13 protein-coding genes are annotated in these 12,665 nt (G+C 71.2%); 9 read left to right on the forward strand and 4 right to left on the reverse strand.

Translation table 11 applies throughout. From position 1 onward, the window contains the following. The 4 genes from ACFDTH_RS14645 to ACFDTH_RS14660 form a co-directional block, all read left to right on the forward strand. Nucleotides 1-419 (forward strand): hypothetical protein (locus ACFDTH_RS14645; RefSeq protein ID WP_375288295.1); only part of this gene is annotated, 419 nt, incomplete at its 5' end. 37 nt (nt 420-456) lie between these two features. Further along, entirely contained in the window at nt 457-1,206 is a 750-nt protein-coding gene (locus tag ACFDTH_RS14650) for an ankyrin repeat domain-containing protein (RefSeq protein ID WP_375288296.1), read from the forward strand. 141 nt (nt 1,207-1,347) lie between these two features. After that, nucleotides 1,348-2,223: a 2-dehydro-3-deoxygalactonokinase gene (locus tag ACFDTH_RS14655; protein WP_375288297.1), complete on the forward strand. Its 876-nt coding sequence runs from the start codon at nt 1,348-1,350 to the stop codon at nt 2,221-2,223. Further along, nucleotides 2,220-2,843, forward strand: coding sequence for a 2-dehydro-3-deoxy-6-phosphogalactonate aldolase (locus ACFDTH_RS14660; RefSeq protein WP_375288298.1), 624 nt, complete (start codon nt 2,220-2,222; stop codon nt 2,841-2,843). Before ACFDTH_RS14655 ends, ACFDTH_RS14660 begins: the two co-directional genes overlap by 4 nt. Before the next feature lie 10 nt (nt 2,844-2,853). Here ACFDTH_RS14660 and ACFDTH_RS14665 read toward each other — a convergent pair whose 3' ends face one another. After that, nucleotides 2,854-3,732 (reverse strand): hydroxymethylglutaryl-CoA lyase, encoded by an 879-nt coding sequence (locus ACFDTH_RS14665; protein WP_375288299.1) that lies wholly within the window; start codon nt 3,730-3,732, stop codon nt 2,854-2,856. A gap of 236 nt (nt 3,733-3,968) precedes the next feature. Here ACFDTH_RS14665 and ACFDTH_RS14670 point away from each other — a divergent pair, with 236 nt between their 5' ends. Genes ACFDTH_RS14670 through ACFDTH_RS14680 form a run of 3 tightly spaced genes read left to right on the forward strand, consistent with a single transcriptional unit; the run spans nt 3,969 to nt 6,624 of the window. Continuing rightward, complete coding sequence (locus tag ACFDTH_RS14670) at nt 3,969-4,673, forward strand: GntR family transcriptional regulator (RefSeq protein ID WP_375288300.1); 705 nt, start codon at nt 3,969-3,971, stop codon at nt 4,671-4,673. An 18-nt stretch (nt 4,674-4,691) separates the two neighbouring features. Next, nucleotides 4,692-5,420 carry a LuxR C-terminal-related transcriptional regulator gene (locus tag ACFDTH_RS14675; protein ID WP_375288301.1) on the forward strand — a complete coding sequence of 243 codons (729 nt, stop codon included), beginning with the start codon at nt 4,692-4,694 and terminating at the stop codon, nt 5,418-5,420. Nucleotides 5,421-5,472: 52 nt separating this feature from the next. Next, complete coding sequence (locus ACFDTH_RS14680) at nt 5,473-6,624, forward strand: acyl-CoA dehydrogenase family protein (protein ID WP_375288302.1); 1,152 nt, start codon at nt 5,473-5,475, stop codon at nt 6,622-6,624. Here ACFDTH_RS14680 and ACFDTH_RS14685 read toward each other — a convergent pair. The 3 genes from ACFDTH_RS14685 to ACFDTH_RS14695 form a co-directional block, all read right to left on the reverse strand. After that, a complete protein-coding gene (locus ACFDTH_RS14685; protein WP_375288303.1) occupies nt 6,609-7,259 on the reverse strand; it encodes an acyl-CoA dehydrogenase family protein in 651 nt (216 codons plus the stop codon). The genes ACFDTH_RS14680 and ACFDTH_RS14685 overlap by 16 nt on opposite strands. Nucleotides 7,260-7,283: 24 nt before the next feature. Beyond that, nucleotides 7,284-9,785: a TonB-dependent receptor gene (locus ACFDTH_RS14690; protein ID WP_375288304.1), complete on the reverse strand. Its 2,502-nt coding sequence runs from the start codon at nt 9,783-9,785 to the stop codon at nt 7,284-7,286. Between the two features lie 97 nt (nt 9,786-9,882). After that, nucleotides 9,883-10,806 (reverse strand): oxygenase MpaB family protein, encoded by a 924-nt coding sequence (locus ACFDTH_RS14695; RefSeq protein WP_375288305.1) that lies wholly within the window; start codon nt 10,804-10,806, stop codon nt 9,883-9,885. Nucleotides 10,807-10,888: 82 nt separating this feature from the next. Between ACFDTH_RS14695 and ACFDTH_RS14700 the strand changes: the two genes are divergently transcribed. Both ACFDTH_RS14700 and ACFDTH_RS14705 read left to right on the forward strand, forming a co-directional pair. Continuing rightward, a complete protein-coding gene (locus ACFDTH_RS14700; protein WP_375288306.1) occupies nt 10,889-11,551 on the forward strand; it encodes a CerR family C-terminal domain-containing protein in 663 nt (220 codons plus the stop codon). A gap of 93 nt (nt 11,552-11,644) precedes the next feature. Continuing rightward, nucleotides 11,645-12,665, forward strand: a 1,021-nt coding sequence (locus ACFDTH_RS14705; RefSeq protein WP_375288307.1) for a hypothetical protein, incomplete at its 3' end; no start/stop codon positions are given.

Here is a 12,665-nt window from a genome sequence, read left to right on the forward strand (position 1 = left end):
ATTATGCGCGTGCACTCGAGATCGGCCGGTCGATCAGCCGCGTCGATCCGGCGATCGACGTCGATTTCGTCGGCCATTCGCTGGGCGGCGGGCTCGCCTCGCATGCCGCGAACGCGTCCGGCCGCGAGGCGATCACCTTCAACGCCGCGGGGCTCCACCTGATCTCGCAATGGCAGGGCCGCTCGGTTGCCGCCGAGGCGGGCCGCCTGCCCGGCAGCGCGGACAATTTCAGCGTGCCCGGCGAGTTCCTGACCACCGCGCAGGAAGCGCTGCCGCTGGTGCCCAACGCCTTCGGCACCACCCACCGCCTTTCCGGCCTCGCGCCCGAGGGATCGAGCTTCCTGTCGCAATATGGCCCGATGGCACCGATCAACCGCCACATGATGGACTGGGTGCTGGCGAGCACGGCGGGGCGCTAGCTTGACAGCCCGCACGCGCGGGCAGACTGACACCGCCATGCACGGCATCGCCACCGACGCCTTCGTCCCCGGAGCGGACCTGCCCGACGCGGAGTCGCTCCGCCGCGATCCGGCACTCGGCGAGAGCGGCCGCGCGCTGGTCGAAGCCTTGCTGTCCGGCGATGCCGACCGGCTCGACGACCTGCTCGCGCGCGACCCCGCGCTGGCGCGCACCAGTGTGGCCGGGCTGTCGCTCGCCGAGATCGCCGTTGCGACCGGCGACCAGATCCTGCTCACGGCCGTGCTCAACCGCGGCGCGGCGCCCGACGGCGCCGGAGACGGCGCCCCGCTGATCCTGGCGCTGCACGCGCGCGGGCCCGAGCTGGCGCTGATCCTGCTCGATCACGATGCCTCGTCCGCCCCGCGCGCCGCGCCGCTGGAGCCGATGCGCGCCGCGATCGCACTGGGTTCATCGGCGGGCGTGCGCCTGCTGCTCGATCGCGGTGCCGATCCGGACACGATCGGCCCACTCGGCCGCCGCCCGTTGCACCTCGCGCTCGACATGGAGCGGTTCGCGATCGCCGAGCTGCTGCTCGATCGCGGCGCCGATCCGTTCGCGCTGGACGCATCGGGCGCCAATCTCGCCACCTCGGCGGCAACGGCAATGGTCGGCGACGATCCCGCGGAGGCATCGGCACAGGCACGCCTGCTCGCCCGCGCCCGCGCGCTCGCCTGGCCCGAGCCCTTCCCCGAGCCACACGCACTGGTGGCGCGCGCCGCCGCTTCCGACTGGCCGCCGCGGTACTGAACCTCGACCACCGCAGAGTCTTGCCACTAGCTGCCCGGCCAAGCGGGCACGACATCGCATGGTTGCGATCCCCACGCCGGCCTTGTCATTCCCCTTACCGGCCGGTTGGATTGTCGCCGGTGATCCTCTAGACGGCGCGAGATGAGCCTGGGCGCGCGCTTCCTGGCGGTGGACTGGGGCACCACCAACCGCCGCATCTATCGGATCGAGGACGGCATGATCGCCGATCGCCTCCACGACGCGCGCGGCGTGAAATCGGTGGCGCGCGACGCCTATCCCGCCGAGATCGCCGCGATGCGCACGCGCTTCGGCGACCTGCCGGTGCTGATGGCAGGCATGGTGGGGTCCAGCATCGGCTGGCGCGATGCGGGCTATGTGGCGGCGCCGGCGGGGCTGGAGGCGATCGCCGCGGGCCTCGCCTGGATCGACGCGCGCACCGCGCTCGTGCCCGGCGTCTCGGTGGTCGATAACGGGCGCGGCGACGTGATGCGTGGCGAGGAGGTGCAGCTGTTCGGCGCGGTGACGGCCGGACTGGCTCCGCCTGACGCGCTGCTGGTGCAGCCGGGAACGCATTGCAAATGGGCGGAGATGGCGGCGGGCCGGATCGCGCGCTTCACCACCGCGATGACGGGCGAACTGTTCGCGCTGCTGCGCGGCCAGTCGATCCTGGCGCCGCAGCTGGGCGGTGCGGTGACGGCCGGGCCGGCATTCCTGGATGGCGTCGCCGCGGCGCGGGACCAGGGCCTGGCCGCGGCGCTGTTCGGTGTCCGCGCCGCGGGGCTGCTGGGCCTGCGCGACGATACCGAAGCCGCCGCCTACACCAGCGGCCTGCTGATCGGCGCCGATGTCGACGCCGCGCTGCGCACCTTTGTGCATCGCGAGGTCCACCTGCTCGCCGATCCGGCGCTCGGCGCGCTCTATGCCGCCGCGACCACGGCGCACGGGCGCACCGTCCAGCGTGTCGACAGCGAGGCGGCTTTCATCGCCGGCATCACCGCCATCGGAGCCCTGACATGACCCCCTTCGACGCCGCCTTCGCGCAGCTGCCGCTGATCGCCATCCTGCGCGGACTCCGTCCGGAGGAGGCGGAGGACGTGGGCGAGGCCTTGGTGGAGGCTGGCTTCACGCTGATCGAGGTGCCGCTCAACTCGCCCGACCCGCTCGTCAGCATCGAGCGGCTGGCGCGGCGGCTGGAAGGGCGCGCGGTGCTGGGCGCGGGCACGGTGCTGCGCGTCGCGGACGTCGCCGCGGTGGAGGCGGCGGGCGGCACGATGGTGATCTCGCCCAACGCCAACCTTGAGGTGATCCGCGCCACCGCGGCGGCCGGCATGGTCTCGCTGCCCGGCATCGCCACCCCGACCGAGGCGTTTGCGGCGCTGGAGGCCGGCGCGAACGCGCTCAAGCTGTTCCCCGCCGAGGCCGCCTCGCCCGCGGTGCTCAAGGCGATGCGCGCGGTGCTCCCCACCGGCACGCGCGTGCTGCCGGTCGGCGGCATCGCCCCCGACACGATGGCGCCCTGGCGTGCCGCGGGTGCGGCGGGGTTCGGGCTCGGCTCGGCGCTCTACACAACCGGCCTGAGCGCGGAAGAGGTGGGCGCGCGCGCCCGCGCGTTCGTGTCGGCCTGGCGGGGCGCCTGACCCCCCGGCCCTAGCCGAGCGACCGCGCCACCGCACTGGTCGGGGTGCGGCCGAGCCGCGCATCCAGCCATCGCGCGGTTTCCACCAGCCGCGGCAGGTCCAGCCCGAACGCCTCGGGCAGTGCATAGGCCATCGCCTCGGTCGCGGTGTTGCCCGCCGCGCCCGGCGCGAACGGGCAGCCGCCGGTGCCGCCGATCGCCGCATCCACCGTGCGCGCGCCTGCCTCGATCGCCGCCAGCCCGTTGGCGACGCCCATGCCGCGCGTGTCGTGGAGGTGGACGCGCACCGGCAGCGGCGCCACCGCCTCGCGCACCAGCCGCACCAGCCGCGCCACCTCGTCCGGCCGCGCGACGCCGATCGTGTCCGCCACCGCGATCTCACGCGGGCCCGCCGCGGCGAGCCGGCGCGCGATCGCCACCACGCGCGCGGGGTCGACCGCGCCCTCGAACGGGCAGCCGAACGCCACCGCGATCGTCACCTGCACCCGGCGCCCGGCCTCGCGCGCGAGACGGATCGACTCGCACGCCATGTCGACCGACTGGTCGCTGCTCTGCTTCTGGTTGCGCGCGCCGAACGTGTCGGAGGCGACGCAGACCAGCCCGATCTCGTCGATCGCGGTGTCCAGCGCGCGCAGAACGCCCCGCGCGTTGAGCGCCAGGCCGATGAAGATCGTGTCCGCGCGCCGCGGCAGCGCGGCGATCACGGCCTCGGCATCGGCCATCTGCGGCACGCGCGCGGGATTGACGAAGCTCGCCACCTCGATCCGGCGCGCGCCCGCCGCGACCGCCCGCGCAATCAACTCCACCTTGTCGGCGGTCGGCAGGATCGCGCGCTCGTTCTGGAGGCCGTCGCGCGGCGACACTTCCACCAGCTCCAGCGAGGCGCTCACCTCGGCGCCCTTTGCTTCATTGCATGCAGATTAGCAGCGATCTTCGATGTCATACGAGCGGTCGTGTCACAGTTCGTGCGAATAGTCGAGTTTCCAAGTGTCATCTGCATCCACTTCGATTCCCAGCCTCGCCGCCCCGCACCTGATTGCGATCGCCCCCGATCAGCCCCGCCTTGCCCCTGCGCGCCAAGCCATTCATGACCTGTGCAGGACGCAACCGCGGATCGCATGCACCCATGAGCAAGGCCGTCGACAATGCTTACCGGACGATCCGCGAAGGGATCATCGCCGGCACCTATCCGCAAGGCTCGCACCTCACCGCGCAGCAGCTGGCGGAGGTGAGCGGCCTCAGCCGAACGCCGATCCGCGAGGCGATGCGCCGGCTGGACGCGGAGGGGCTGATCAGCCTGATCCCCAACCGCGGCGCCTTCGTCGCGCGCTGGACTTTGGGCGAGATCGAGCAGATCTACGAGTTGCGCGTCATGCTGGAGGCGTTCGCCGCCCGCGCCGCGGCGGAGCGCGCGACCGAAGAGCAAGCCGCCGATCTGCGCGATCTTGCCGAGCAGATGGTCGCGATCGTCGCCGAGCCGGAGATCGATCGTGACCGCGTCGCCGTGGTCAATGCCGACTTCCACCGCAGTGTCCTGGAGGCGTGCGGCAACGGGCGGCTGCGCGACCTGCTCGGCTCGCTCACCGAGATGCCGCTGGTGATGAGCACCTTCCGCAATTACTCCCGCGTCGAGCTCCAGCGCAGCGCCGCACAGCACCGCGAGTTGGTCGAGGCGATCGCCGCGCGCGACGGCGAATGGGCGAGCGCGGTGATGACCGCGCACATCCGCTCCGCCCGTCGCACGCTGGTCGGGGTGGCGCGCGGGCAGGCGCAGGCCGCCGGGGAGCCGGTGGACGCGTCTCCCCGGGCCCGGCGCCAGCCTTCGGCCTGAAGCGGGGGCGGAGAGATCGTGGAAGACGGGTGGGACGCGGTGGAGGCGCTGGCCGCCAGGATCGTCGCCGATGGCGCCGCGGCCGGCCTGCCCTGCGTCGCCGCGCAGTCGGACCTGGGCGATCCCGCGCCGATGACCGACCGCGACGGCCGCCCTTATGCGGAGCGCTTTCCCTGGCCCGCGGTCGGCAGCGGCTATTGGCACAATCGCCAGCTGGCGCTGCGCTCCACCTTTCTCCACGCCGCTCGGATCTTCGCCGAGCCGATCTGGTATGCGGACGGACGGCTGGGCTCGTGGCGCCCGACCCGGCTGCTCGACGCGATCGACGTATCGGACGTGGGCACACAGTTCGGCTTCACCGGCGCGCTGATCGCCCCCGTGCACCTGCCGGCCGGGCAGGTGGGCGCGGTGGTGTGGGTCACCGATCGGCCGATCGACATGGCCGCGCTGTTCGCCCGCCATGCCGAGGCGATGTTCACCCTCGCCTTCCGCTTCCTCGCCGCGCATGCCGAGCAGGTCGCGCCGTGCCGCACCACCGTCAGCGCGCAGCTTTCGCCGCGCGAGGCGCAATGCGTGCGCTGGGCGGCGGCGGGCAAGACCAACGGTGAGATCGGGGTGATCCTGTCACTGTCGGTCTCCACGGTGCGCTTCCACCTGCGCAACGCCGCGGGCAAGCTGGGCGCCGCCACCCGCGCGCGCATGATCCAGGCGGCGACCAGCCAAGGCTATCTCGGCTCGCACGTCTGACCTGACCGGCCTGTCAGGTGGACAGCGTAGCGAACGCGCGCATGATGCCGGCATGGACCTGCTGACCACAGCCGAGGCACTCGCCTTCCGCGACGAAGTGCGCACCTTCCTTGCTGAACGGCTGACCCCGGAATTGCGCCGCGCCGCGCGGCGCGCGACCAGCGTCTTCCATCCTCCGGAAGTGACGCGCGCCTGGCAGCGGATTCTGCACGAACGCGGCTGGGCCGCGCCCGATTGGCCGGTGGAGCATGGCGGCGCGGGCTGGAGCGACGTCCAGCGCTACATCTGGGCGGAGGAAAGCGCCGCCGCGCACGCGCCCTCGCTTGCGCCGCAGGGCCTGAAGATGGTCGCGCCCGTTATCATGCACTATGGCAGCGACGAACAGAAGGCGACGCTGCTGCCGCGCATCCTCTCGGGTGAGGATTTGTGGTGCCAGGGCTATTCGGAGCCGGGCGCCGGCTCCGATCTCGCCTCGCTGCGCATGCGCGCCGTGCGCGACGGCGACGATTACGTGCTGAACGGCTCCAAGATCTGGACGACGCATGCGCAGTTCGCGCAGCGGATGTTCTGCCTCGTCCGCACCAATGCGGAAGGCCGGCCCCAGACGGGCATCACCTTCCTCCTCCTCGAAATGGCCCTCCCCGGCATCACCGTGGCGCCGATCCCGACGCTGGCGGGGGAGCATGAGTTCAACCAGGTGTTCTTCGACGACGTGCGCGTACCCGTCTCCGGCCGACTGGGTGCCGAGAACGACGGCTGGACGGTCGCCAAGCACCTCCTCACGTTCGAGCGCGGCGGCCGCTACGCCCCCGCGCTTGCCGCGCATCTCGCCTCGGTGCGCGAGGCGGCGGAGGCGACCGGCTGGCTGGAGCTTCCAGGCAATGGCGAGCGACTGGCGCGCGAGGCGATCGCGGTCGAGGGGCTGCGCGCGATCGAGCTTGCCGCGCTCGCCGGCCGCGGCCCTGCCGATGCGGTGCGTCCATCGATGCTCAAGGTGCTGGGCACCGAGGCCTCGCAGCGGATCGACCTCCTCGCGCTGGAACTTGCCGCCGACTGGCAGGGTGACCTGGACAATGCGCCCGATGCGATCGCCGTCGCGATGCCGCGCTACCTCAACAACCGCGCGGGCAGCATCTATGCCGGCTCGAACGAGATCCAGCGCGACCTGATCGCGCGCGGCGTGGTGGATCAGGCCGCGGCGTAGCGGCGGAGGTGCGCGCGGGCGGTGCCATCGGCCTGCATCAGCACGCGCGTCCGCCGGAAGTAGCCGCCCAGCCGCAGCTCGGCGGTCAGCCCCATCGCGCCGTGCAGTTGCACCGCGCCCTCGCCCACCGCGCGGGCTGCATCCTCCGCCAGCACGCGCGCGGCGCTCACCGCCTGCGGGCGCTGACCATCGAGGGCGAGGTCGACCATCGCCTCCGCCTGTTCGAGCGCCATCGCCATGTCCGCCATCCGGTGGCGCAGCGCCTGGAAACTGGCGATCGCGACGCCGAACTGGCGCCGCTCGTGCAGGAAGCGGGCGGTGTCGCGCATCATCGTCCGGCACAGCCCGACCAGTTCGGCGCAGTGGAGCAGCGCCAGCGCGTCCGACGCGTCGTCACCGGCCAGGCCGCGCGTCGCCGCCCAATGCTCCGGCCAGGGCAGGCCGGCATTGCCCCGCCCCAGCGCCGCGGCGACCACCGCCGCATCGCGCAGCTCGGTACCCAGGCCACCGTCGGCTTCGGGGACGCCCAGCAGCGCCAGCCCGGTCGCGTCGATCACCTCCGTCCAGGGCAGCGGCCCCCCGGCGAGCTGCGCGTCCAGCATTTCGGCGAGCATCCGTTGCTCGTCGGTGCGCACGAAACTGGTCAGCTCGTCCTCCTCTCAGAAACGGAAGGCGGCGGTGGCGCCGAAGGTGCGCACCTGTCCGGGAAACCGCACCACCACGTTGGCGTTGCTGGCCACCGCATTCCAGTAATATTCGTCCGTCAGGTTGCGCGCCCAGATGTTGAACGACCATTGGTCGTCCGGCGCCTTGATGCCGATGCCGGCGTTGAGCAAAGCATAGGCCTTGATGTCGTACAGCGGATTGACCTCGAAGATCGTGGTCTGGCGCGATTGGTAACGGACGTTGACGTTGGCGGTGACGCTCACCGCGTCGGACACCGGCTGGTCGAACAGCGCCGTGCCCGACAGGGTCCATTCGGGGCTGTAGATGAAGCGCGCACCCTCGAAGTCCTGGGTGAGGCCGCCGGCATCGGTGCCGACATAGCTGTCGATCCGCGTCTTGAGCCACAGGCCGTTGCCGATCAGCGTCAGCGACGGCACCGGGCGGATGGTCAGTTCCGCCTCGACGCCATAGGCCTTGGACTTGGGCACATTGTCCAGCCGCGACAGCGCGGTGTAGATCGGGTCGGCGAAATAGGTGCTGATCTGCTTGTCGGCGTAATCGTAATAGAAGCCGGCGACGTTGAACTGGACGTGCCGGTCGAACAGGCCCAGTTTCGCGCCGATCTCATAGGCGGTCAGCTTCTCCTGCGTCACCGGGAAGTTCTGCCGTGCGATGTTGGCGGCGTTGATCGGCGTGGTGCCGGACTTGTAGCCGCGTGACACCGAGGCATAGAGCAAGGTCGTCGGCGAGGGCGTCACGTCCAGCGCGACGCGCCAGGCGAAATTGTCCTCGTCCAGCTTCGACGTGACCAGCCCGAAGGTGTTGGTTTCGGGATTGTAGGTGTTGCACTCGTTGGCGCTGATCGGTGCGGCGAGCTGGCCGTAGAGCTGGAAGAACAGCGCCCGGTTGGCGACATTGACGTTGGGCAGCATCGATCCGTTGAAATCGCGCGAGCACCCAACGAAATCCTGCCGATCGCGGGTGTAACGCGCGCCGAGCGTCAGCTTCAGCAGCTCCGAGAAGGCGAAATCGGCATTGCCGAACACGCTCCACGTCTCGGTCTCGATGTCGCCGACGTCACGATAGGTGCGGAACGAGGTCGCCGCATCCGCCACGGTATAGCCGAGGCTGTTGAACGGCGTGCCGAGCAGCGACAGCGCGCCGGCGCGGACCAGCCCCACATTGGCGTTCTGGCCCAGCAGGGTGCGGTTGGTGTCGGAAATGGTGTCCTTGGCATAATAGCCGCCGACCAGCCAGTTCAGTCGCTCGGTATTCCCTTCGATCCGCAGTTCTTCGGCGAAGCTCTCGATATGTCCCTCGGCATGCTGGATCAGCACTTCGTAGGGCGCGCCCGACCAGTCGAAGGTCGCGTCGCGGTCGAACTCGTTGTAGCCGGTCAGCGAGATCAGGCGGACGGTGTCGCTGAAGTCGACTTCGACCCGGCCCTTGAGGCCCAGGAACCAATTGTCCTCCCGCAGCGGCTCGCTGATGCCGGCGCCGCGGCCGATGTCGGCGCTGCGCTGGCCGAAAGGCGCCCAATCGGCCTGGCTGCCCTTGGTCGGCAGGTTGGCGCTGATATAATCTGCCAGACCCGGCGCGTTGAACGGGGCGTTGCGGCCGCTGCCCGGCGTGGTCGCGGGGGTGAAGCCGATGCCCTGGCCCGAAACGGTATCGGACTTGTTGACCCAATAGGTCGCCGACAGGTCGATCTTGAGCGGCCCCGGCTGGAACGCCAGCGAGCCGCGCACGCCGTAGCGCTTCACCTTGCCCAACCGTTCGTCGGGCCGGCTGTTGCTGATCTGCCAGCCGTCGTTGCTCAGGTCCGCGCGATAGCCGATGCGTGCCTGGATGCCCTCGGCGATCGGGCCGGTGACATAGCCGCCGACGTTGAACGTCTCGTAATTGCCCACGTCCACGCTCATCGCGCCCGAGGGCGTCTCGCTCGGCTTGCCGGTGACGAAGTTGATCAGGCCTGCGGTGGTGTTGCGGCCATAGAGCGTGCCCTGCGGACCCTTCAGCACCTCCACCCGCTCGATGTCGATCAGCGGGCCGGTGTTCATGATCGGATAGGCGTAGGCGACCTCGTCGGTATAGGTGCCCACGGTGGAGGTCGACGACAGGTTGATGGTGTTGAAGCCGATGCCGCGCAACGTATAGGTCGGCACGCCCTGATAGCTCTGCGCCACGGTGAAGCTCGGCACCACGGCGGTCAGGTCGCGCACGTTGTTGACGCGCAGTTCCTGGAGCGTGTCGGACGAGAGCGCCTGGATCGAGAGGCCGACGCGGTTGATCGATTCCTCGCGGCGCTGGGCGGTGACGATGATGTCGCCGATCGCGCCCTGATCCGCGGCGGGCTGGCCCTGCGGCGCGGTCGACGCAGGGGTGCCGGCGGACGCATCGACGGTCTGGGCGTGCGCGGCCGTCGCGGCGGCGATGGCGGCAAGGCCGGCCGCCAGGCTCAAGGCGGCGCGTGTGCGGCGGGCGAATGCCTGCATGTTGATCCCTCTCCCTTGTCGACGGCCCCCTGTTCGCGGCGGCTCGTCCTATCGATCGGTAGCAGGCGGCGGCAGGCCGGACCGCCTGACATCTGTGTCAGGTCGCGGCCACGCCCACCGCGTTCGGCTGCATCCCGCGCTGCGCGAACCAGCGCCGCTGTGCCGCGGGCGAGCGCCAGGCGAAATCGCCGGGCAGGCCCAGCCGCACCGCCGCCTGCCAGGCGGGCGCATTGCGGTCGCGCACCCGGTCGGCCAGCTTGCCCGCCGCGCGCAGCATCAGCCGGTCGATCGCGGTAAGGTCGAAGGCGGTGCCCAGCCCCAGCCGCGCGCGCACCGCCGGCGGCAGGATCGACACCGCGGCGCGGGCGAGCGCGCGATGGAGCACCTTGGGGATCGTCGGCGCCGCCCGGCCGGACATGATGATCTCAAGGAACTCCAGATTGATCGGATGCGCCTCGAACCGCGGCAGCAGCGTCTCCAGCATCGCATGGAAATCGGCGTCGGAGGTCAGCGGCCGCTGCACGCCATACAGCCGCGCCACCGCCTCGCCGTCACGATAGTAACGGGCGCGATCGGCCGGCGAGACCGGCGCGACAAACCGGTGATAGGCTTCCAGGAAGCCGTAGCCCGCGGTGGCGCTCACCCAGTCGAGCAGTTCGGGATCGAGCGCGCGATAGGCCTCGCCCGCCGGCGTTTCGCCCACCACCTTGCGGTGCATGCGGTTGACCCCGCCGATGATCCGCCGCGCCGCGCTCGCCGGGCCATAGACCCCCGCCATCGCCGCGATGCCGGTGCGGCGCGAGCGGCCGATCGGGTCGATCTTGTAGATCGAATGGTCCCATACGCCCGATCGGATGCGCGCGTCGGCGAACTCCAGCAGCACCGCCGCCACGCCGCCCACCGCCATCGCGATCGGGTTCTTGAACACGCGCCATTGCGGCGAGTCCGGCGGCACCAGCGCGGGCTCCCCGGCGGGGTGGAGATAATCGATGGCATAGCCCTTCTCGGCGGGTGCGCTCATGTCGGCCTCCAATGTGTATCGGACGATAGATATTGGAACATCGGGGCTTAAGCAAGACGGCGACCGCCGCTAGGAAGGGACCATGGAGCAGGCCAGGAATGCCGGTGCGGTCCGCGGCCGGTACCGCACCGGGGAGGACACGCGGCGCCGTCTCGTCGAGGCGGGACTGCTGCTGTTCGGGCGCCACGGCTATGACGCCACCGCCACGCGCGAGATTTGCGCGCAGGCGGAGGTGGCGGTGCCCGCGATCGCCTATCACTTCGGCGGCAAGGAAGGGCTCTACCTCGCCTGCGCGGACGACATCGTCGCGCGCTACCGCCAGCGGATGGGCCCGGCGCTGGAGGCGATGGCGCAGGCGCTGCCCGCGATGACGCCCGACGCGGCGCGGCAGGCGCTGGCGCAGATCGTCCGCCTGCTGCTCGCCATGGTCCACGATGCCGGCGAGGGCGCCCCCTGGTTCGCGTTCATGCTGCGCGAGATGGCGCAGCCCGGCCCCGCGCACGGGCGCCTGTTTGCCGAGCTCTGGTCGCCCGGCCTGACCCTGGTCGCCGCGCTGGTCGCCGCCGCGCGGGATCGCCCCGCGCCATTGCCGGAGGACCGCGCCGACGCGCTGCTGCTGCTCTCCAGCCTGTCCGCGCTCACCACCGCGCGGCGCATCGCGCTCGCCTTCGCCGGCTGGCCCGACATGGCGCCCGCGCGCGCGGAGGTAGCGGAGCGGCTGGAACGCTGGATCGCGCGACTCTAGCCCGCCCGTGGGGCAAGATCGTCCGAAACGGACGAAGTCACGGTTGCACGTCGAACCTATCCGCGACAGCTTCCCACTCGGGACGGGGATAATATGATCGGGTGGCGCGACGGGGCCGACGGGCTCCACCGGGGTTCGTTGTTCGCGGCGTTCGCGGCGCTGGCGCGTGGCGAGGCGTGGAGCTTCCCCGCGCTGCGCCCGCACCAGCGCGAACCCTGGCACGCCTTCACCGTCCAGGTCGCCGCCCTGGCGCTGATCCGCGCCGGAGCGGACACGGTGCCCGAAACGGAGGAGGCGTGGGAAGGCCTGCTCCGCGGCCTCACCCCCGATCACCCCACCGCCTGGGAGCTGGTGGTCGAAGACTGGTCACAGCCCGCGCTGCTCCAGCCGCCGGTGGTCGCCGCGGGCGATCGCGCGCAATACAAGAACCGCCTGCCCACGCCCGACGCGCTGGACATGCTGGTCACCGCCAAGAACCACGACGTCAAGGCCGAGCGCATGGCCGCCGCCGCCGACCAGGACTGGCTGTTCGCCCTGGTCACGCTCCAGACCTACGAAGGCTTCCTGGGCGCCGGCAATTACGGGATCAGTCGCATGAACGGCGGCTTCGCCACGCGCATGACTTTCGGCGTGCGCCCGTCCGGCGGCGCGGCGGACGCCTTCCGGCGCGATGTCGCCCGGCTGGCGGCCGACGCACGCGCCAGGCCGGACCGCCGCACCGGCCTCGCGTTGCTGTGGACCGAGCCGTGGGACGGCAGCCGCGCGCTGGACTTCACCGCGCTCGACGAACTCTATGTCGAGGTCTGCCGCCGCATCCGCCTCGAACGCGCACCGGGCGGCCTCGCGGCGCGGGCAGCCGGATCAAAGGTCGCGCGGGTCGCCGCCGCCGAGTTCAAGGGCCGCACCGGCGATCCCTGGGCACCGGTGAAGGCGGACGCGACCACCAGCCACACCCCGACCGGCGCAGGTTTCGGCTATCGCCAGATGGCGCAGCTGCTCGACCGGGACCGGATCGCCCCGCCCCTGCTCGCCCGGCTCGACGCCGCGGATGCCGCCGAGGGCCTCACCATCGTCGCCGCCGCACTGGTGCGCGGGCAGGGCAAGACCGAGGGCC

This window comes from Sphingomonas sp. (assembly GCF_042096255.1).
Lineage (GTDB): Bacteria > Pseudomonadota > Alphaproteobacteria > Sphingomonadales > Sphingomonadaceae > Sphingomonas.

Coding starts and splice junctions, on each gene's coding strand:
- ACFDTH_RS14680 (WP_375288302.1), top strand. CDS start 5,473: ATGGACCTGCTGACCACAGCCGAGGCACTCGCCTTCCGCGACGAAGTG.
- ACFDTH_RS14700 (WP_375288306.1), top strand. CDS start 10,889: ATGGAGCAGGCCAGGAATGCCGGTGCGGTCCGCGGCCGGTACCGCACC.
- ACFDTH_RS14660 (WP_375288298.1), top strand. CDS start 2,220: ATGACCCCCTTCGACGCCGCCTTCGCGCAGCTGCCGCTGATCGCCATC.
- ACFDTH_RS14690 (WP_375288304.1), bottom strand. CDS start 9,785: ATGCAGGCATTCGCCCGCCGCACACGCGCCGCCTTGAGCCTGGCGGCC.
- ACFDTH_RS14670 (WP_375288300.1), top strand. CDS start 3,969: ATGAGCAAGGCCGTCGACAATGCTTACCGGACGATCCGCGAAGGGATC.
- ACFDTH_RS14650 (WP_375288296.1), top strand. CDS start 457: ATGCACGGCATCGCCACCGACGCCTTCGTCCCCGGAGCGGACCTGCCC.
- ACFDTH_RS14655 (WP_375288297.1), top strand. CDS start 1,348: ATGAGCCTGGGCGCGCGCTTCCTGGCGGTGGACTGGGGCACCACCAAC.
- ACFDTH_RS14695 (WP_375288305.1), bottom strand. CDS start 10,806: ATGAGCGCACCCGCCGAGAAGGGCTATGCCATCGATTATCTCCACCCC.